The organism is Pontibacter sp. HJ8, from assembly GCF_054824225.1.
Window position 1 is genome coordinate 1 of sequence record NZ_JSYF01000082.1, and the last position, 20,809, is coordinate 20,809.

The window sequence follows — 20,809 nt, forward strand, 5'->3', positions numbered from 1 at the left end:
ACTTACCAACTTATGTGCCACTCCATTAAATCTCTGAATAACAGACACATACAGTATTAAAAAGGAATATTCCAGCAAAAAAGTGTTTGATTATGGACAGTGTATGTCTAAAACCGGACACATCGGAGGAGTTTTAATTGAATGCATCAAAAGATGAGGGCCGGAAGCAAAAGGTTGCATGCCACAGGTATAGCAAGGGTGCGGAAAAGCACACTACCTTCCGGCTGCGAAGAACAGGCAGAAAAGGTGCAGCCAGAGATGCCCGGTTACAGTGAATAGCTTTTTAGTATATTTGAATTCTCCTTCGTATAAACTGCCTGGTATCAGGCAATCTTCGCGCATCAACCAACCCAGGCATGGAAGCATATTTTCAGCTGAAGAAACACAACACCACGGTCAAAACGGAAGTCATCGCCGGCTTCACCTCATTTCTGGCTACGGCTTACATCATCGTCGTCAATCCTGCCATCCTCAGCCAGGCCGGTATGCCCTTTTCGGGTGTGCTGACGGCTACCGTGCTGGTTTCCTTTTTCAGCAGCCTCATGATGGGGCTCTATGCGCGCAACCCGATCCTGGTGGCACCGGGTATGGGCCTGAATGCGTTCTTCACTTTTTCGGCTGTGCTGGGCATGGGTATTTCGTGGCAGGTGGCATTGGGAGCTGTTTTCTGGTCCGGGATCATCTTTCTCCTGCTCTCTGTTTTCAATGTGCGCACCCTCATCGTGCGGGCTATACCCCGGCCTTTGCGCTATGCCATTGCAGCAGGTATCGGGTTGTATATTACCCTGATCGGATTTGCCAACGCCGGTTTCATTGTGGCGAACCCGGCCACCATCATCGGCATTGCTCCCCTGACGCCTACCCTGCTCACCTTTGTGGCCGGACTGTTGCTCATGGCCATCCTGATCGCCCGGAATGTGACCGGCGCTATTTTAATAGGCATTCTGCTTACCACCCTGGCTGCTTATCCGCTGGGCCGCTGGTGGGGGACAGATGTAGATCCGCTCATCACCTGGAAAGGGATGGTCTCTGCGCCTGACTTTAGCCTGCTGTTTCAGCTGGACCTGGTCAACTCCCTGCAGTTTGCTCTCTTCCCTGTAATCTTCGCCTTTGTATTTACGGACCTCTTCGATAGCCTTTCTACTTTTATAGGCCTGGCCGAGGCAGCCGACCTGACGGACGAACACGGCGAACCCCGGAATATAAAACAATCCCTGACCACCGATGCCCTGTCTACCACCCTGGCCGGCCTGGTCGGCTCCAGCCCGGGCACTGCCTTTATCGAATCGGCTGTGGGCATAGAGGCCGGCGGCCGCACTGGACTGACAGCAGTGGTGGGCGGGCTACTTTTTCTGCCTTTCCTGTTTCTAGCCCCGCTGCTCTCTATGATACCCGCCATCGCTACGGCGCCGGCACTGGTTCTGGTAGGGGCCTTTATGGTGCGCCCTATCGTCAAGATCAACTGGCTGAAAATGGACGAAGCTATACCTGCCTTCCTGGCCATGGTGCTGATACCGTTCACCTACTCTATTTCGCAGGGCATTATCTGGGGCTTCCTGAGCTGGGCGCTGCTCAAAGTTGTCACCGGCAAAGGCTCCACCATTAACCTGACCTTGTGGGTGATTGTGGCTTTTTGCGTGCTTGCGCTTGTGATGCAGTCCATGTAGATGCCGCTTGCTATACCTATTGTTCCGGGTAGGACTCCTAAAACAGGCGCTTCCCTTTGCCTGATTCCGTACCTTAGGCTGCTGACAGAAACTGACAGGTATGGCTACTATTTTTGACACCATAATCATTGGCGGCGGGCAAAGCGGCCTGGCCTGCGCCTATTATCTCCGAAGGACGAAGCTCAGGTATGTACTGCTCGATGACCAGCCTGCACCCGGTGCTGCCTGGCGTAGCGGCTGGGATTCGCTCACGCTTTTCTCCCCGGCCGCTTTCAGCAGCCTGCCCGGTTGGCTGATGCCCGAAAGCAGGCAGCAACTCCCAGGTCGGGAGGAAGTGATCGCCTACCTGACAGCATATGAGAACAGGTATAGCCTACCGGTGGAACGGCCCGTGCACGTGCAGGATGTCTGCTACCGCGATGGCATTTTCGAACTAAAGACGCCCAAGAAAACCTACCACGCCCGCACGGTCATCAGCGCAACAGGCACCTTCCGCAAACCCTTTATACCGGACTATCCCGGCTATTCGAAATTCAAAGGATTGCACCTGCATTCTTCGGAGTACAAAAACCCGGATCAGGTTGCGGGCAAGCGCGTGCTGATTGTCGGAGGTGGTAATTCAGGCGCTCAGATCCTGGCTGAGGTCTCCCGGGTAGCAGATACCAAATGGGTGACGCTGGAGGAAGTGACCTACCTGCCGGATGATGTGGACGGGAAAGTACTCTTCGATCAGGCTACGGCCCGCTACTATGCGATGCAGAAAGGCGAGCAACCGGATCTGTCCAGGTACAGCCTGGGCAGTATCGTGATGGTGCCGCCGGTGAAAGAAGCGCGTGCGCGTGGCGTCCTGAAAACGGTGCGGCCCTTTGCGCAATTTTATGAAACAGGGGTGGTCTGGCCGGATGGAAAAAAGGAAGAAACAGATGCCGTTATCTGGTGCACCGGTTTTGGGTATGCGCTGGACCACCTGGCGTGCCTGCACCTGCTCATTGAAAAAGGGAAAATAGAAGTAGAAGGCACCCGGGCCGTACAGCAACCCGGACTTTGGCTGGTAGGCTATGGCAACTGGACCGGTTTTGCCTCTGCCACGCTCATTGGCGTAGGCAGAAGTGCCCGGCAAACAGCCGCAGAAGTTGAGGAGTATCTCCTAAAAACGGCCCATGCCGCCGGTTACTGAAACACTGGCATTTTAGCGATAAGATCAGGCGGGGCGGCTGTCAAGCGCTATGATCTCTTTTTTGTAGGCGGGCGGCAGGATAAGGGACTTCAAAATCCAATCTGCATGCAGGCGCCTGCTAAGTTTGTATACCTGCAGCACCGGCCGCAGCAGCGATACCTTTCCGAGCTGCAGCTGTTCCCGCACCGTCTGCGGCACAATCAGCAGCTGCCCCTCCAGCAAGAGCTTATACCTAACAGGGCCCAGGTGCTTGCGGTACTGCCTGTACAGATCGGCTGTGTAAGGACTTTGCAACAAATTCTGTTGCAGATGCTCCTCCCGCATTTGTTCCCATTCCCGATAAGCTGCCGGCAGCCCTTGTAAGCCCATCCGGGTCCCGACGCGGTTGAACACTTCAAACACCTCTGCCTTCTCCTGAAAAGTCAATTTCCTTTCTAGCAGCTCGAAGGAGCGGATAGAATAATCAATGAGCATAAAGAGCACGTCGCGGTACGCCCAGTCAGGTATAGCGGCTCCCCGTTTGGCTTCCACGCCGGCATGAATGGCCGCCATCTTGTCAATCGCCCGGTGGGCTGCGTCCTGCTCTGAAAAGACAATTTGCCGGGCATACCCGACGGTAGAGAACAAACGTCCCAACGGATCGGCCGGCAGGCGCCCGGTAAAGTATAGCCAGTCCACTGCTTTGTTGAGGGCAAACTCAGCAGATGCTCCTGCAAAAATGAACAGGATGGTATCGCCTTTCCCCCATATCTCCCGGACAACAGAGCCCTTTCTGACAAAAAATTCCATACCTGCTACAACGCATAAAATCGTAAAAATGTGCAAACCACCGGCAGGATTTGCGGTCCAAGAAAAGCAACGCGCAAAATGAGCCCGTATCAGGTACACCCGGCGGCGTACCAGTACCGAACCCTGGCTCCTGTTGCCCGGGAGCCGCTTTTTATCGATTAAAAAATTTGTGCTTATATTTGGGCACAACTTTTAGCCCAATAATCCGCTTAGCCCGCTTTACCACGGTGGGTTGGGCTAAGCGGTATTATTTGCATGATCCCTTACAATTCCAAAGACTGGCGGCCGGCATACTGGAACCAGCAGCTATACCTGCGGCGGCATCTGAAATTGCCGGCACTACCATACCAGATTCCGCTTGCAATGGTTATCTTTGGCTTTCCCTTCCCGGTTGCCGCCGCTGATGACTTGGCTGACCAGTAGCCGGAAGGAGCCATACGCACCATACCTTGCTCCCATGACAGAACCCGCACAACCGGACTCCAGCCTGCTGACAGAACTGGTAAAGACGAGAATGCCGTTTGGCAAGTACAAAGACACGATCTTGTGTAACCTGCCGGTGTCCTACCTGGAATGGTTTTACAGCAAAGGTTTTCCGCCGGGCAGGCTGGGAATGCAGCTGGCCACGCTCTACGAAATCCGGCTCAACGGCCTCGAATACCTGCTGGAGCCGATCAAGCGCCAGGCCCGCAACAGGTAACCTGAAGGGTTAGCGTAATTCATCAAAGCTATACTTGGCATCGTTCCAGAACGCATCCAGGGCGATCATGCGCGGCTTGAAGAAGGAAATCAGCGCCGGCCAGTCGTCCTGGTTGAACACACTCACACCGGCTATCTCGGTATAGATGCGGCTGATGGTTTTGCCGTTTTCATCGTAGGTATGCAGGTCCCACTCCCACTCCTCTCCCAGGCTGCTGTGCAGCAATTCCTTGAGGTCCGTGAACTGCTCAAAGAACATTAGCTGTATCTCCGGGTCCGGTTGGGCTAATTCGATGGCGATGGAGGCCTTCTTTTTATCTGCCTGCATCCGGAAAAACACGTTCTTCAGCCCGGTTTTATAATTGATCCAGTTAGTAGCCATACCTTCGGCCGAGGTGACCGGAGCCATGTACTGGCCAAATGCGGTCCAGAATGCCTGTCTGAGTTTAGAAGCCTGCTCTCTTGTATACATAACAGCAAAGTTGGCAATTGCCGGATTATTTACCAAAGCTTACGTGCCTGCCGGCAGAACGCTTTTACTCTCCCGGCTTTTTCTTATATTGGATTGGTATGATCCTGAAAAGGATGACAGCGCATGGAGGATGTTGCCGGAGAAGCCATATCGAGTATATCAACAAACAAGATGACACCTACTTTCTTTCCCACCCCCGCCGGATTCCGGGCCTGGCTCGAAGCAAATCATACGGCCGCCACAGAATTGCTGGTTGGCTTCTACAAGGTCAGAAGTGGCAGGCCCAGCATGAGATGGCCGGAGTCAGTGGATGAGGCATTGTGCTTCGGTTGGATCGATGGCGTCCGCAGGTCCATTGACCAAGACAGTTATTCTATCCGCTTCACCCCCCGGAAACCCACCAGTACCTGGAGTGCCGTGAACATGCGTAAAGTAGCAGAACTGACCCGACAGGGCCGTATGCAGCCAGCCGGACTAGCCAGTTATGCCAAAAGAAAAGAAAGCAACTCGGTTATCTACAGCTATGAAAATGAGCCGGTCCTGCTGTCTGAAGAATTCGAAATCAGGTTTAAAGAGAACCCGAAAGCTTGGACCTTTTTCTTGTCTCAAGCCCCTTCTTATCAAAAGCAGGCAGTGCATTGGGTAATGCGGGCCAAACAGGAAGCCACAAAAGTCAGCCGGCTGGAGAAGCTCATAGCCGCAAGTGAGGCTGGACAGAGAGCGTAGCGGGCAGCCGATTTGAACGTACCTATGGAGGTAACCTACGTACGCTATACCTAATAAAAGATTATCTCTTTCATCCTCCCCGTGGCGGCGGCAAGAGACAGCATCCCCGACCAAACCAGAAAGCATGCAACTCCCCATACTTGCCTACGGGCATACGATCCTAACAACTAAATGCCAGGAGATATCCCACACCTACCCGGAGTTGGACAAACTCATCGATGACCTGTGGGAGACCATGTATGCGGCCGGTGGTTGCGGGCTGGCGGCTCCGCAGGTGAACCATCCCATCCGGCTGTTCGTGGTAGACAGTCAGAAAACCTACGGGCTCATGCCCCCGGAGGACCGGAAAAAGTACTTTGTGTACGATCAGGGTATAAAAGAGACCTTCCTCAATGCCCGCATCCTGGCGAGCTCCAAAGAAACATGGCAGGACACAGAAGGATGCCTGAGCATACCTGCGCTCCGGGAAGAAGTGACGAGACCCTGGCGCATCACCATCGAATACCTGGACCGGCAGTTTCAGACGCAGGTCCGGACACTGAGCGGGCTGACAGCCCGCATGGTGCAGCACGAATACGACCATACCGAAGGCATCCTATACCTGGACCGGCTCGATCCTTCAAAGCGCACTTTGCTCCAGGACAGACTCGCAGGTATAGCGGCCGGAAAAGCAACTCCCTCCTACCCGATGCAATTTGTACAATAACGGTGCTTCCCTCATTCCCAGCCAGATGCCGGCAGCCACTTGTTGCAACCAATCAATTGCATAATCGTTGCAGGAGGTATATATAGCATTCTTAAGATTCCAACTGTATCAGCAGGATTCTCTTAAGATTTAAACTCCTACAACGATGAAAAAATATAGCATATCCTGTTTACTCACCTTGGTCATTGTGGTGGCCAGTTCCTGCTCTACCAACCCCGTGACGGGGAAAAAAGACGTTGCGTTCATATCCGAAAGCCAGGAACTGGCCATGGGTAAGGAAGCAGACCCGCAGATCGTAGCGCAGTTTGGACTCTACGAAGACCCGCAGCTCCAGCGCTTCATCGATGAGAAAGGCCAGCAGATGGCCGCTATCTCACACCGCAACAACATCAAGTATGATTTCAAAATCGTGGACTCGCCGGTGATCAATGCCTTCGCGGTGCCGGGCGGCTACGTCTACTTCACGCGCGGCATCATGGCGCACTTCAACGACGAGGCGCAGTTTGCTGGCGTGCTGGGCCACGAGATCGGCCACATTGCAGCACGCCATACCGTGCAGCAGCAGAGCAAGGCCACGCTGGCGCAGGGCGGCCTGTTGCTGGGCATGATCCTCTCGCCGACAGTGGCGCAGTATGGCGAAACTGCCATGCAGGGCTTGGGACTGCTCTTCCTCAAGTTTGGCCGCGACGCCGAGCGGGAGTCAGATGAACTAGGCGTAGAGTATTCAACAAAGATCGGTTACGATGCCGCTGAGATGGCAGACTTCTTCCTCACGCTGCAGCGCCAGTCAGAGGCAGGCGGCGCCGAGCCTATACCTTCCTTTCTTTCTACGCACCCCAACCCTGGGGACCGCTATAATACGGTGAAACAGCTGGCAGCTGAGGAACAAAAGAAGCAAAACCTGACCGATCCCAAAATTGGTCGCAACAGCTACCTCAAGATGATCGACGGCCTTATTTACGGGGAGGATCCGAAGCAGGGCTTTGTGGAGAACAGTGTCTTTTACCATCCGGAGCTTAAGTTTCAGTATGCCATTCCGGCAGGCTGGGGATTCCAGAATTCCCCGCAGCAGGTCCAGATGGGGCCCAAAGACGGCAAAGCCATCATGATCATGACCCTGGCACCGGGCGCCACCCTCGAGGAAGCCGGACAGCAAACCATGCAACGCTACGGGTTGGAGCCCTTGGAAGCTAAACAGGTGACCGTGAATGGGCTTTCGGCGCTGGCCATTGTAGCCGATCAGAAACCGCAGCAGCAGCAGCAGCAGCAACAACAGCAACAACAGCAGCAGGCTCTCCGGACGCTGACCTACCTGATACAGTATGGCGGCAACATTTACAGCTTGATGGGCATCACGACAGCCAATGAATTCAATAACTACATGCCGCAGTTCAGCAGCAGCATGCAGAGCTTCCGGGAGCTCAAGGATGCCGAGAAAATAAACAGAAAGCCCGAGCGTATCCAGATCAAGACGGTGCAGAAAAACACCACACTGGCCCAGGTGCTGCGCGATAACAAGATACCCGATAACCGGATGAACGAACTGGCCATACTCAACGGCATGGAGCTGACCGATCAGATCCAGTCCGGCACCATGATCAAACTTGTCGGAAAATAAGCACCCCGGTTATATGGGAGCAGCAGGAAGCTGCAGGGATACTTATTCCTGCAGCTTCATCATTTTATGGGTCGTTGTCTTTTGGCCCTGTTCCACCTGCAGGTAGTAGATACCTGCCGGAACACGCTGCAGCCGGATCGGTTGCTGCTGGTTCTGCTTATCTTTCAGGAAACGTACTGTCTGTAGCGCACGACCCGTCATATCGATCAGTTGCACCTGCACGGCTCCCCGGTAGTTGCCGGCCAGTTCTACCTGGGTGGCTTCCTGCAAGGGATTCGGGTATACCTGAACCCATTCGCCTGCCGGTTCTTCTTCGGCAGCTAGCACCACGCCCTGCCACGGCACCAGACCAGTCTGCGGTGCAGGCAGCTTTTTCGTTGTGTAGATGTGAAATTCGCCCGGCTGCAGCTCCATGTCTTCGTTGCTATCGCGTATTTCCGACTCCCGCCCCGAAAAGTAATCGTACCAGATGCCTGTTTTCGGAAAGCTGTTTTTCACCAGTTGCTTCTTCGTATCGAAGTTGCCGACAATGTACACGTCCATACTGGGGTGTACGAGCGAAATGCGCTTCACAAACCCTGCCATGGTCAGCTCAAAATCCGTGGTCTGGAAAGCAGGCTCGGTCAGTTTCAGCTTGATGAGCTCCGCGTATACCTGGTAGAGCTTCTGCCGGTCGGCCTGCTGCCGGTACTCCCATTTGATGGGCTTGGCGCCGGTGCGGCCGCCCTGTTCGATTGAGACATCGTAGCCCAGTTCCCCGAACTGCCAGATCATTTTCGGGCCAGGCACAGGCAGGAAGAAAGCGGCAGCCAGTTTGGCTCTATCCAGGGCGGTGGGGAGAGTGCGGGTGTTGTAGGTGCCGTTTCGGCTGCCGTTCTGCATCACATCGTATACCTGGCGCTCTTCGTCGTGGCTTTCCATATACCCGATCAGGTAAGGATTGTCCCATTCGCGTACTTTGTAGGAGATCCACTGCGGATTCCCCTGCAAGCCTTTGGCCATGTTGCGGTAATCGTGGTTGAGGTTGCCCCAGAACAGCATGCCATACCTGGCCAGCTCCTTTTCTTCCTGGTTGTCGGCAAAATGCTCCAGTATGACATAAGCCGTTTCGTCGTAGCGCCTGATCTCGTCATAAATGCGTTTCCAGGTAGCCACGCGGCCGGCATCGTAAGCACCCCAGGCATCCACATTGCCACCGCTGTTCTTTTGTGTAAAGCCTTTGGAAAGATCAAAGCGGTAGCCGTCGATGTTATACTCTTCGATCCAGTGGCGGTTCACCCGCTCCACCAGCGCTTTGGTAGCTGCGCTTTCATGGTTAAAGTCAAAGAAGACACTGAAGGGGTGCGTTGCCTGCTGATTAAAGTAAGGGCTGTTGGCTGCGGGCTGGTTGCCGTCCCAGTACATTTTCACATAGGGGTATTCGTAATCGGCCTGGTTGAGCACAATATCCAGGATCACCGCGATGCCGTTTTCGTGGCATTTGTCGATAAATGCCTTCAGGTCGTTTTTGGTACCGTAAGCTTTGTCGGGCGCAAAGAAAAATGTCGGGTTGTAGCCCCAGGAGTCGTTGCCGGTAAACTCCATCACCGGCATCAGCTCGATGGCGTTGATGCCCAGGCGCTTGAGGTAGCTCAAGGTATCCGCTAAAGTCCTGTAGTTGCGGGCTGCTATAAAATCGCGCACGTGCAGCTCATACACCACCATATTTTCGGGGCTGGGCCTTTCGAAATCCGGCACTTTCCAGGTATAAGGAGCCTGGTTGGTTTGCAACACAGAGACGATACCCGTAGCGCCTTCGGGGTACGCCTTCAGGTTGGGATAGCTTGCCGCAGGGATGTACTTGTCGTTGTCCGGGTCGAGTATTTTTTCGGCATAGGGGTCTGCCACGGCAAGGGTCCCCTCCACCAGGTACTGGTAAGCCACCTCCTGCCCTGCCGGCAGGTTGGTAAGCTCGAGCCAGTAGCGGTTGCCGTCGGGGGTGCGCTTCATCAGGGAGTTCTGCGTGCGCTGCCAGTTGTTGAACTCGCCCAGCAGGTATACGAAGCTCTTGTGCGGCGCATAGAGCACCAGTACGGCACTGTTGGCGCCCGTATAGTTGATGCCGTCCTGCATACCTGCCGGCAGGGCGGCTACCACCGGAACAGGCTTCACGGTGAACGTAAAACTTTGAGAAGCGGTCTCCGTCGCTGTTTTGGCTTCGACTACCACCGTTCTGGCCACTCCCGTCTGGGTGCCGGCGTTTAAGGTATAGTCCAGTTTGTCGCTGTCGGTTACGGTATGCACCACGGTATTGTCGAGCTTCACCGTCAGGTTGGCTTTGCCCGAAGCGGTGGCCTGGACAGGTATAGCAGCATTCGCGTCGACGAAGAAATTTTTCCCGGCAGGCTGCTGGATCGCTACCTGCAGCGTGTTGGTATAGATGGTGACAAAAAGGTCTTCGGTCTGGGCTGTTCCGTTTCCGTTTTTAAGGAGCAAACCCAGCTGGTTGATGGTCTTGTCGCCGGGCACTCCGAAATACTGCTTGGGCACCAGTTTGATCTCCCACTTGTCGTTGCCCAGGTAGGTCATTTTGCCGGGAGCAAAGGGCTGGTTGAAACTGGTCTGCCCGGCCGGCTGGTACTGGAAGGCGTTGGTGGAGCCCACAACACCGGCACCGGACCACAGGTATACGTCATCGGTCTTACCCAGGAGCCCCTTTGCACGGGGGTCTTTCGCCAGCTTCACATCAAACACGAGGGTCACTTCCTGGCTCTCTGTCGGAAAAGCCGGAACCGTCTGTACGGCCTGTCCCAGCGCATGGAAGTGCAGGGACAGGAAGAAGAGAATGCACGCAAAAAGCTGATACTGGTACTTGTTTCCCATATAATAAAGGAGTTAGGATGGCAAAAAAACAGCGGCCTATGCGGTCGCCTGGTGAATGAAAAATGATCCGGCAGCAAGCCTCGCTCTGGCCAGGTGTGCTTACTCACCCACCTGTTATACCCTTGACAGCCTGTGCCTGAGCAGTATAAGCCCGGAGGCGATACATTTGGAATCAGCAAATAGATGATTTTTAGAATTAAAAACCAGTCAGATACTTTTTATTCACGTAAAAACTCAGTTATTTACCCCATCTTTTCAGAATGTGCCCGTAACACTCTACCGCTCCAGGGCAGTAAAAAGACACAGGTGCAGGACCAGGCAGTGCCTGTTCAGAAGATACTGGTTTTTACCAGGCATTAGTTAGCAGACAATTACAATACAGAGCAGGCAGCAGATTCGCCAAACCGGATCTCCAGCGCCTGAAACAACAAGTAGCACAGCATCAGAACGTTCACTTTATTTATAAACACACATGGCAGGTATACTTCCCGGCACAAAAGCAGAGCCCAGAACAGCTTCAGAAAATTTTGATACCGATCAGGATTTCAGGGGGCCGCTGGTCGTTGTCACCTTATTGTTTTTTATGTGGGGCTTCATTACCTGCCTCAATGACATCCTGATACCGAAGCTGCAGGCAGTTTTCGAACTGCAGCTCTGGCAGGCCATGCTCATCCAGACTGCCTTTTTCGGGGCTTACTTCATTGTCTCGCTCCTTTACTTCATTTTCTCGGTGACCAAAGGAGATCCGATCATGAAGATCGGCTACAAGAACGGCATCATTGTCGGCCTGCTTGTGGCCGCGGCCGGCTGCACGCTCTTTTACCCGGCAGCCGACCTGCACAGTTACGGGTTCTTCTTGACTGCTCTTTTTGTGCTGGCTTCCGGCATCACCATACTCCAGATCGCGGCCAACCCCTATGTCACCATATTGGGCAAGCCGGACTCTGCTGCCAGCCGCCTCAACCTGACCCAGGCACTCAACTCACTGGGTACGACGCTGGCGCCTTTGCTGGGCGGATGGCTGATCTTCGAAGAGGTACAGGCTGCCCAGTCGGCCAACGCTGATTCCGTTAAATTGCCATACATCGGGCTGGCAGCTGCACTCCTGCTGATCGCCGTGATGATCAAGATGGCCAAGCTGCCCCATATCTCCGGCAGTGACAAGATCGTAGCTGATGCCGGTGCGCTGAAACACCGCCACCTGGTGCTGGGCATTCTCTGCATATTTGCTTACGTGGGCGGCGAAGTAGCCATCGGCAGTGCGCTGATCAACTTCTTTGCCCTGCCTGAGATCGCCGGCTTATCGGAGGCAGAAGGCAAGCACTTCCTGGCTTTCTACTGGGGAGGCGCCATGATCGGCCGTTTCTTTGGTGCCGTAGCCCTGGCCCAGATTAAACAGACCCGCACCAAGTACATGATTTTTGCGGCAATCGCTACCGTTGCGTTTGTGGTCATGTATAGCGTCTATGGCCTGAACGAAGCCCTGATCGCCCTTGGCCTGATCGTCCTGAACTTTATCATGCTCCTTTTTGGCAGTTTCAAACCAAACAAAACATTGGGTGTATTTGCTGCCAGTGTGATGGTTCTGTTGCTGATCACCAGCTTTGCTGAGGGTTCAGTAGCCATGTGGGCGGTGATCTCGATCGGCCTTTTCAACTCCATCATGTTCCCGACTATCTTCACACTGGCCATCCGTGGCCTGGGCAGGCACACAAGCCAGGGCTCTTCCCTGCTGGTGATGGCCATTGTAGGGGGTGCTATCGTACCGCCGGTGCAGGGACTTATTGCGGATGTGACTGGCAACCTGCAGCTTTCATTCCTGGTGCCGTTCGTCTGCTATCTCTACATCATGTACTATGGCTTCTTTGGCTATAAGGTCAAAGAGCAGGTAGAGGTATAGGCCCCTGCTGTCCTCCTGGCAGGAGGTGGCCGGAATATTTCAAAACAAAAAGCCACCGGGTGTTAAGCGCCCGGTGGCTTTTTTGTTTTGACTCAACCCCATACCGCAGGTCCATGTTATAACACCAGCTACCTTTCCATTATTTTCAGCGGCAGAAGGTATGAAATTACCTTTTATTATGATATAATTGCTGCAGCCCGAAGGAAGATTGAGTACTCACACATGGATGAACTGGAAGTATGGGGGAGATTTAAAGCAGGAAGCGAAGCGGATTTTGCCCTCCTCTATAAAACGTATGCTCCTGTTCTGCTTCGCTATGGCAACCGAATCACAACTGACAAGGAACTGATCCGTGACAGCCTGCAACAGGTATACTTCTCCATCTGGAAGAGCCGGGAAAGGATCGGATACCCGGAAAGCGTGAAGAATTACCTGCTCAAGTCACTGCGCCACGAGATAATCCGGAAACTCAAAGTCAACGCACAGCACGACAGCCTTCCCAAGGAGTATCATTTTGAGTCGGAGGCTTCTTATGAGAGTACCCTGATCAGTCTCCAGACAGCCGAGCATACCCGGCAACGTATGGCCGAACTGCTCTCCCAACTGCCCGCGCGCCAACGGGAGGTTATTTTCCTGCGGTACTATACTAACCTCAAGTACGATGAGATCTCCGCCATCATGGACATTGAGCAGGAATCTGTGTATAAACTCACCTACAAAGCCATTGCCAAATTGCAGCAGTTACTGGTTAAATCGGCCCTCGTTTTGCTGCCTCTCCTGTTCTTCTGACAGCTAACAGCCTCTTTATCCGGGCTATACCTGTCTCCGGTTTTGCCCGATGGCTATACCTGCACAAAGCCCTGAAAATATTTTTTGATAACAGAGGGATAATACGCCCGATCACCGGCTATTATACTTGGAGTACACCACATTTTTTGTACATCAAACCACACGCGACACCAGATGGATCATCACACGGCATCTTCAGCTGAACTGGCAACAGACCATTACTTTATTCAGTGGGTGAAACACCCAAACGAGGAAAGTACCCTCTACTGGAAAAACTGGCTGGAGATGAACCCGGACAAAGCCGGTGTTATTGCCGATGCGCGCCAGCTGGTGTTGCTGCTGTCGCAGGAGGAGGAAGAAGAGGATTCTGATGAACTAGACAACATTTGGGAGAAGCTAACAGAAGCCCGCCGCAACGACAACAACCAGTCAGGTGGCACAGGCAAATTAATAGCGTTGTGGCAAAACAAGAAGTTGATTTCCATAGCCGCTGCTGTTCTGACGCTTATCGTCAGTGGGATTATATTTTTCCAGTATAACAACAAACGTATGGTGGAATACGCCACCAATTTCGGAGAAAAGCGTACTATTCACCTACCCGATAGCTCCATCATAACTCTGAACGCAAACTCCACCGTGACCATTCCGACAGAATGGTCTGATGACAGCCCACGCGAAGTGCAGCTAAAAGGAGAAGCCTATTTTTCTGTAACGCACAAAGTCAATAAGCAGAAGTTCATTGTCACGACTTCCGAAGGTATACAGGTGGAAGTACTGGGCACTGAATTCAATTTATCTGACAGAGGCAAAGAGAGCAAAATCGTACTGGCTTCGGGCAGGATCCGGCTGAAGATCGCTCAACAAAGTGATGACAAGCAACTGGACATGAAACCCGGGGAGTTGGTCACGGTAACACCGGACGCAAAAATAACCCGGAAGCAGGTAAAACCCGCCCTGTATACTTCCTGGAAGGATAACAAGGTATATTTTGATGATTACACGCTGGCAGAGGTCGCCACTATGCTGGAACAGACCTATGGCTATAAAGTGGTCTTCCGGGACACAGCCCTGGCCGATCAGCGCATAACCGCCTTCCTGGAAGTAAAAGACCTGGATGATATTCTCACCACGATTTCAGAAACCTTTGAAGTAGATATTACACGCCAAAACAATCAAATAATTATAAGCTCACTTTAATTTAATCACATATCTATGTTAAATAAATCTACAAAGCGACTCGGTTCCTTTGGTTTGGCTGTGGCCCTCTGCTGCTTCCAGGCACCTGGTATCGCACAGGGCAATCCCGGACCCGGGCCCAACCTGGCGGCAAACCATACTTCCGGACAGGCCTATTCAGCCAAATCTCTGAAAGACCTGCTCAATGACCTGAAGAACACGCACGGTATCCAGTTCTCTTACCAGGCAAACGTGGCAGAGGACCTGACGCTTCTTGTACCCAACTCCTATACCCAGGAAAAGAACGTAGACGCCTTTCTGGGCAAAACGCTGGCGACCAATAACCTCGATTACAAAAAGGTAAAGGGTGTGTACATCATATCGAAACACAAGACTGCCCCAAAACCGGCGACTGCAGCCAGCTCAGCTGCAAAACCAGCAGCGGCTGTCGTGCAGGATGTGACGGTAAGCGGCAAGGTGCTGGACGATACAGGTTCGCCCCTACCCGGTGTAACGGTTGTGCTCAAAGGCACCACCAAAGGCACCTCTACCAATGCCAGCGGTGATTACTCCCTTTCGGTACCTGCTTCAGGCGGCACGCTGGTGTTTTCCTTCATCGGTTTCAGCACCCAGGAGGTAGCGATCGGCAATCAGTCTACTGTGAACGTAACTCTTGGCGCCGATACCAAAGCGCTGCAGGAAGTAGTTGTGATCGGATACGGTACGCAAAAGAAAAGTGACGTAACGGGTTCTGTCACTTCGGTATCTTCCGAGGACTTCGTAAAGGGCCAGGTTACTACTCCCGAGCAACTTATACAGGGTAAAGTAGCCGGTGTACAGATCACTTCCAATGGCGGTGCTCCAGGTTCTGGTAGCACAATCCGTATCCGGGGTGGTGCATCGCTTAATGCGAACAACGACCCGCTTATCGTCATTGACGGCGTGCCAGTGGCTAGTTCCCCTGTTTCCGGTGCTTCTAACCCGCTTAGTTTTATTAACCCGGATGACATTGCTTCCTTCAACATCCTGAAAGATGCCTCTGCCACTGCTATCTATGGCTCGCGTGCTTCGAACGGTGTTATCATCATTACGACTAAAAAAGGAAAAGCCGGACAAAAGCTGTCGGTTAACTTCAGCACGCAGCATTCTGTTTCCACAAACCCGAACAAGATTGACGTGCTTTCGGCAGATGAGTTCAGAACGCTCGTAACCGAAAGAGGCACAGCAGCCCAGAAAGCACTGCTGGGCAAAGAAAACACAAACTGGCAGGAGCTGATTTACAGAAACGCCTATACGACGGATAACAACCTGACTTTGAGCGGTGCCTACAAGTCTCTTCCGTATCGTGTATCTGTAGGCTACCTGAACCAGGACGGTGTGCTGAAAACTTCCAACTTTGAGCGAACATCACTTGGTGTGAGCCTGAACCCAAGCTTCCTGGATGATCACCTGACAACGAACCTAAACTTCAAAGGTGCTAAAACCAACAGCGTATTTGCCAACGAGGGTGCCATCGGGGCAGCTATCATTTACGACCCGACACAGCCTGTTTATGGCAGCCCGGATAAGTTTGGTGGCTTTAAGGAGTGGGAAGATGCCAACGGATTCATCCGGATTGCGCCTACCAACCCGCTCAGCTTGCTGGAGCTGCGTGATGACCAGGGTGAGGCAAACAGATGGATTGGTAATGTGCAGCTCGATTATAAGTTTCACTTCCTGCCTGAGCTTAGAGCGAACCTGAATGTTGCTACGGACCGCTCTGACAGCGAAGGTTCTATCCTGACTTCTGCTGACCTGGCATCCAACAGCTTCGGAGTAGCAACGCTTTCCCGCTACGCCCAGAAAAAAGAGAACAACCTGACTGACTTCTATCTGAACTATCAGAAAGAGTTTGGCCAAAACCGTGTTGACGCAACAGCCGGTTACTCTTTCCAGGAGTTTATCACCGAAGCACCGGATTTTGCTTTCCAAGATGTGGAAGGAAATACGCTCGGCACAGCACCAGACTTCATACCTTCTTACCTTCCGCTTAGATTAAGGTCTTATTTTGGCAGGTTGAACTATACGTTGAAGGACCGTTATATCTTCACGGGTACTGTTCGTTATGATGGTTCCTCGCGCTGGAGCGAAGAAAACCGTTGGGGTATTTTCCCTTCCCTGGCGTTTGCCTGGAGACTCAGCGAAGAGAACTTCCTGAAGAACGTAGATGCGTTGTCAGATCTTAAGCTGCGACTGGGTTATGGTATCACGGGTCAGCAGGATCTTGGGGATGATTCCTTGTTCCCATACCTTGCCCGCTACTCCAGAGCTGATAACACGGCACAGTACCAGTTCGGCAACACCTTCTATCCGACCTTCCGTGCAGAAGGATACGATTTTGGTATTAAGTGGGAAGAAACTGCTACGTACAACGCCGGCCTGGACTTTGGCTTTGCCAACAACAGATTGACAGGTACCCTGGATTACTTCTTCAAAGACACCAAAGACTTGCTGGCTGTCGTGAACGTTGCTGCCGGTAGCAACCTGACAAACCAACTGCCTACAAACGTGGGTAACATGGAAACCCAGGGCCTGGAAGCTGCCCTTAACTTTGTTGCCATCGATACTGAAAAGTTCACCTGGAACCTGGGTATCAACGGTACTTACATCAACCAGGAAATCACAAGCCTGAGCAAAGTAGATGACCCTAATTTTACAGGATATGATAAGGGCGTTATCTCAGGTGGTGTTGGCAACAACATCCAGAAATTCGCAGTAGGTTACGCGCCTTACGCATTCTATGTATACAAGCAAGTGTATGGCGAGGATGGCAAACCGGTTGAAGGACTGTATGCGGACCTGAACGAAGATGGAAAGATCAGCGTGGAGGACAGATACCTGTACAAAAAACCTGCTGCTACATTCAACATGGGCTTCAACACCCAGGTGAACTATGGCAACTGGGATCTGAACATGGTGTTGCGTGGTAACTTCGGCAACTACGTGTATAACAACGTACATTCCAATCTGGGTGCCAGACAGTCATACTCCTTCTCCGGTTACCTGAACAACGTATCACGCAATGTGCTGGACACTGATTTTGGCAACTACCAGTATTTCTCAGACTACTACATTGAGAACGCATCCTTCCTGCGCATGGACAACATCACCCTGGGTTATAACTTCGGTAAAGTCCTGGGCGATAAAGTAGGCCTGCGGGCTACTGCTAGCGTACAGAACGCCTTTGTTATCACCAACTACAAAGGCCTGGATCCTGAGGTATTCTCAGGTATAGACTACTCGCTATACCCAAGACCAAGAGTTTTCGCTTTGGGCCTGAATGTTAACTTGTAATTTCTTTAATTTTTGAAATCCATGAATACTAGATTCATAAGAAATATAGCGCTGGCTGGCGTAATTACAGTAACAGCGGCTGCCTGTGACCATAGCCTGGATATCACACCAAAGTATGATGTGGTCTCGGAGAAGGTATACCAGGACTTTACAAACTATAAGCCCATCCTGGCGAAACTATACGCCGGTTATGCAGTAACCGGTCAGCAGGGCCCTGCCGGCCGCCCGGACATCGGCGGTATAGACGAAGGTTTCTCCAACTACCTGCGTCAGTACTGGCAGGCACAGGAGCTTACCACCGACGAAGCTGTAATTGGCTGGAACGACGGTAACCTGCGCGACCTGCACGACATGGACTGGACGCCAGGCAACGAATTTCTTCGTGCCCTGTACGACCGCATTTTCTACCAGGTGTCGCTGACAAACGAGTTTATCCGCGAAACATCGGACGATAAACTCAGCAGTCGTGGTATAACAGGCGCAAACCTGGAAGAAGCGAAGGTGTTTAAAGCCGAAGCCCGCTTTCTGCGTGCACTCTCCTACTGGCATGCCCTGGACCTGTATGGCAACGTCCCGTTCGTAACAGACCAAGATAAAGTAGGTTTCTTCTTCCCGGAGCAGACCACCCGACAAGAGCTTTTCTCTTTTATCGAGAAAGAACTGTTGGAGATTGAAGGCCAGTTGCTGGACGCGCGCAAGAATGAGTATGGCCGTGCCGACAAAGCTGCCGCCTGGACACTCCTTACCAAGCTATACCTGAATGCTGAGGTATACACGGGCACAGCAAAAAATGCGGAAGCCATGACGTATGCTGAAAAAGTGATCAATGCCGGGTACCAGCTCGAAGCGGATTATGACGATCTGTTCAAGGCAGACAACAACAGATCAAATGAGATCATTTTTGCGATCACATTTGACGGTACCAGAACAACGACCTGGGGTGGCATGACCTACCTGGTGCATGCCCCGGTAGGTGGTAGCATGAAGGCGGCGGATTTTGGTATCAACGGTGGTTGGGGAGGTCTTCGTACCACCAAGTCAATCGTAAGCCTTTTTGGTAACACAAGCGGCGGACCCGATAACCGTGCCAACTTCCATACAGCAGGTCAGGAGCTTGAGATCAACGACCTCTTTACCTTTACAGATGGCTATGCCATCGGGAAATGGAAAAACGTTACGTCAACAGGCCAGGCTGGTTCAGATCCGTCAGGTGACCACCCGGATACTGATTTCCCGATGTTCCGACTGGCAGACGTATACCTGATGTATGCGGAGGCAGCGTTGCGTAGTAATGGAGATAAAGGAAAAGCCCTGGATTACGTGAATCGTGTCCGTAACAGAGCGTACATTGATCCGGCAGACGGAAGTGTTACCCAAGGCCAGCTTAACCTGGACTTCATTCTGAATGAGCGTGCCCGGGAACTACACTGGGAAGCACACCGCAGAACCGACCTGATACGCTTTAACAAGTTTACGACTGACAGTCACATTTGGCCCTGGAAAGGTGGCGTAAAAGAGGGAAGAGCCGTTGAGTCTTTCCGAACGCTGTTCCCCTTGCCAACAACGGACCTGACTGCCAATCCGAACTTAAAGCAGAATACGGGCTATTAATAAATAACAGCACTTCCTGCTGGTATAGATTGCTTTCAGGAAGTGCTGCCATTTAACTTATAAAAATGTTTTTTATGAAAAACTGGATACATAAATCTTTTGTATTTCTCTTCGCTTCGCTGGCTCTGATGAGCTGTGAGAAGGATGAGGAAATGGTGTTTGTTACGGATGGTACAGCACCTGTTCTGTCGGCATCTGCTTCCAGCATCGAGCTGACTGAAGAAAAAGCAGATCAGGATGCGGTAAAATTCACCTGGACTCCATCTGATTTTGGTTATCAGGCTGCCGTGAGCTATACGCTCGAGATGGATATGAAAGGGAATAACTTTGCTGCTCCTATTACAGCTGATTTGGGTAGCGGAACCACAAAGACGTTTACTGTCGCTGAACTGAATACCTTGGTAAACAGGCTTGACATCAGGCCTTTTCAGCCCAATGACATTGACATGAGAATACGTGCTTCTGTTTCACCTCATGTGGATGCTGTCCTTTCCAATGTGCTGGCTGTAACGGTAACGCCATACCTGACGGAGCCTCCCTATGCCACTTTGTACATGGTAGGCGATGCGACGGATGCTGGCTGGAACAATGGCGATGCCATTGCCATGCTTCGTGATCCGAACGACCTGTTCAAATTTACTTACACAGGTAAGTTTAAGCCGGGTTATTTTAAGTTCTTAGGTAAGCGAGGCAGCTGGGCTCCGATGTATGGACCGGGTGAAAACAACACCTTGGTTTTCAGAGAGACAGAGGCAGATCCTGATCCGGCTTCTATCGAGATCAAAACCGAAGGATACAGAACGGTTACGGTAGACCTTCGCTCCAACACCTACCAGATCGCTGATTTCGATGCCAGCGCTAAACCGACCTTTGCTTCTATTGGTATAATCGGTTCTTTCTCAGGATGGGGCGCTGACGTTTTGATGAAGAAGACGGCTTCTAACCCGCACTACTGGACATTGGAGCATACTTTTACAGAAGATGTGGAGATGAAGTTCAGAACGGCAGGAAGCTGGGACAACAACTGGGGAGCACCGGCAGGTGAACAGGAAAAACTGTTCAACAAAACGGGTGGTGATAACCTCAAAATAGCTGCCGGTACGTACATGATCGTTTTCAACGACCTATCAGGCAACTATCTTTTCATCAAAAAGTAAGCTCTACCTTACGGATAGCACACTGGATAAACCCGGCAGGCAGCTTTGCTCTGCCGGGTTTATCATTTAACCCGGTCTGAGTAAGAATGCCTTTTTATGTTAATCGACAAACTTTCTGAGACCCAAT

16 protein-coding genes are annotated in these 20,809 nt (G+C 52.1%); 13 read left to right on the plus strand and 3 right to left on the minus strand.

Features of this window, described 5'->3' with window-relative positions; all coding sequences use genetic code 11:
- Nucleotides 1-356: 356 nt before the first annotated feature.
- Both OB13_RS04975 and OB13_RS04980 read left to right on the plus strand, forming a co-directional pair.
- Nucleotides 357-1,667 (plus strand): NCS2 family permease, encoded by a 1,311-nt coding sequence (locus OB13_RS04975; protein WP_461489044.1) that lies wholly within the window; start codon nt 357-359, stop codon nt 1,665-1,667.
- Between the two features lie 100 nt (nt 1,668-1,767).
- A complete protein-coding gene (locus OB13_RS04980; RefSeq protein ID WP_461489045.1) occupies nt 1,768-2,844 on the plus strand; it encodes an ArsO family NAD(P)H-dependent flavin-containing monooxygenase in 1,077 nt (358 codons plus the stop codon).
- A gap of 24 nt (nt 2,845-2,868) precedes the next feature.
- Here the strand turns inward: OB13_RS04980 and OB13_RS04985 are convergent, their stop codons facing one another.
- Nucleotides 2,869-3,633: an oxygenase MpaB family protein gene (locus OB13_RS04985; protein WP_461489046.1), complete on the minus strand. Its 765-nt coding sequence runs from the start codon at nt 3,631-3,633 to the stop codon at nt 2,869-2,871.
- Nucleotides 3,634-3,888: 255 nt separating this feature from the next.
- Here OB13_RS04985 and OB13_RS04990 point away from each other — a divergent pair, with 255 nt between their 5' ends.
- Both OB13_RS04990 and OB13_RS04995 read left to right on the plus strand, forming a co-directional pair.
- Nucleotides 3,889-4,056 carry a hypothetical protein gene (locus tag OB13_RS04990; protein WP_461489047.1) on the plus strand — a complete coding sequence of 56 codons (168 nt, stop codon included), beginning with the start codon at nt 3,889-3,891 and terminating at the stop codon, nt 4,054-4,056.
- A 34-nt stretch (nt 4,057-4,090) separates the two neighbouring features.
- Entirely contained in the window at nt 4,091-4,333 is a 243-nt protein-coding gene (locus OB13_RS04995; RefSeq protein WP_461489048.1) for a DUF3820 family protein, read from the plus strand.
- Between the two features lie 9 nt (nt 4,334-4,342).
- Here the strand turns inward: OB13_RS04995 and OB13_RS05000 are convergent, their stop codons facing one another.
- The gene (locus OB13_RS05000; RefSeq protein WP_461489049.1) at nt 4,343-4,804 is read right to left on the minus strand and encodes a DUF4268 domain-containing protein; all 462 of its coding nucleotides are present in this window, start codon (nt 4,802-4,804) and stop codon (nt 4,343-4,345) included.
- A 171-nt stretch (nt 4,805-4,975) separates the two neighbouring features.
- On the opposite strand from OB13_RS05000, the gene OB13_RS05005 reads away from it, so the two are divergent.
- From OB13_RS05005 to OB13_RS05015, 3 genes are all read left to right on the plus strand, one after another.
- Nucleotides 4,976-5,530 (plus strand): YdeI/OmpD-associated family protein, encoded by a 555-nt coding sequence (locus OB13_RS05005; RefSeq protein WP_461489050.1) that lies wholly within the window; start codon nt 4,976-4,978, stop codon nt 5,528-5,530.
- Between the two features lie 124 nt (nt 5,531-5,654).
- The gene (def, locus tag OB13_RS05010) at nt 5,655-6,236 is read left to right on the plus strand and encodes a peptide deformylase (RefSeq protein WP_461489051.1); all 582 of its coding nucleotides are present in this window, start codon (nt 5,655-5,657) and stop codon (nt 6,234-6,236) included.
- 145 nt (nt 6,237-6,381) lie between these two features.
- Nucleotides 6,382-7,854, plus strand: a complete 1,473-nt coding sequence (locus OB13_RS05015; protein WP_461489052.1) for a M48 family metalloprotease — start codon at nt 6,382-6,384, stop codon at nt 7,852-7,854.
- Nucleotides 7,855-7,896: 42 nt separating this feature from the next.
- Here the strand turns inward: OB13_RS05015 and OB13_RS05020 are convergent, their stop codons facing one another.
- Nucleotides 7,897-10,716 carry an alpha-amylase family glycosyl hydrolase gene (locus tag OB13_RS05020; RefSeq protein WP_461489053.1) on the minus strand — a complete coding sequence of 940 codons (2,820 nt, stop codon included), beginning with the start codon at nt 10,714-10,716 and terminating at the stop codon, nt 7,897-7,899.
- 472 nt (nt 10,717-11,188) lie between these two features.
- On the opposite strand from OB13_RS05020, the gene OB13_RS05025 reads away from it, so the two are divergent.
- The 6 genes from OB13_RS05025 to OB13_RS05050 all read left to right on the plus strand — a co-directional run bounded on the left by OB13_RS05025 (nt 11,189) and on the right by OB13_RS05050 (nt 20,682).
- The gene (locus tag OB13_RS05025) at nt 11,189-12,616 is read left to right on the plus strand and encodes a sugar MFS transporter (protein ID WP_461489054.1); all 1,428 of its coding nucleotides are present in this window, start codon (nt 11,189-11,191) and stop codon (nt 12,614-12,616) included.
- A gap of 222 nt (nt 12,617-12,838) precedes the next feature.
- A complete protein-coding gene (locus OB13_RS05030; protein WP_461489055.1) occupies nt 12,839-13,405 on the plus strand; it encodes an RNA polymerase sigma factor in 567 nt (188 codons plus the stop codon).
- 174 nt (nt 13,406-13,579) lie between these two features.
- Nucleotides 13,580-14,602 carry a FecR family protein gene (locus OB13_RS05035; protein WP_461489056.1) on the plus strand — a complete coding sequence of 341 codons (1,023 nt, stop codon included), beginning with the start codon at nt 13,580-13,582 and terminating at the stop codon, nt 14,600-14,602.
- A gap of 15 nt (nt 14,603-14,617) precedes the next feature.
- On the plus strand, nt 14,618-17,914 hold the full coding sequence (locus tag OB13_RS05040) for a SusC/RagA family TonB-linked outer membrane protein (RefSeq protein ID WP_461489057.1): 3,297 nt from the start codon (nt 14,618-14,620) through the stop codon (nt 17,912-17,914).
- Between the two features lie 21 nt (nt 17,915-17,935).
- A complete protein-coding gene (locus OB13_RS05045) occupies nt 17,936-19,525 on the plus strand; it encodes a RagB/SusD family nutrient uptake outer membrane protein (protein ID WP_461489058.1) in 1,590 nt (529 codons plus the stop codon).
- A 74-nt stretch (nt 19,526-19,599) separates the two neighbouring features.
- Nucleotides 19,600-20,682 (plus strand): SusE domain-containing protein, encoded by a 1,083-nt coding sequence (locus tag OB13_RS05050; protein ID WP_461489059.1) that lies wholly within the window; start codon nt 19,600-19,602, stop codon nt 20,680-20,682.
- Nucleotides 20,683-20,809: the final 127 nt, after the last annotated feature.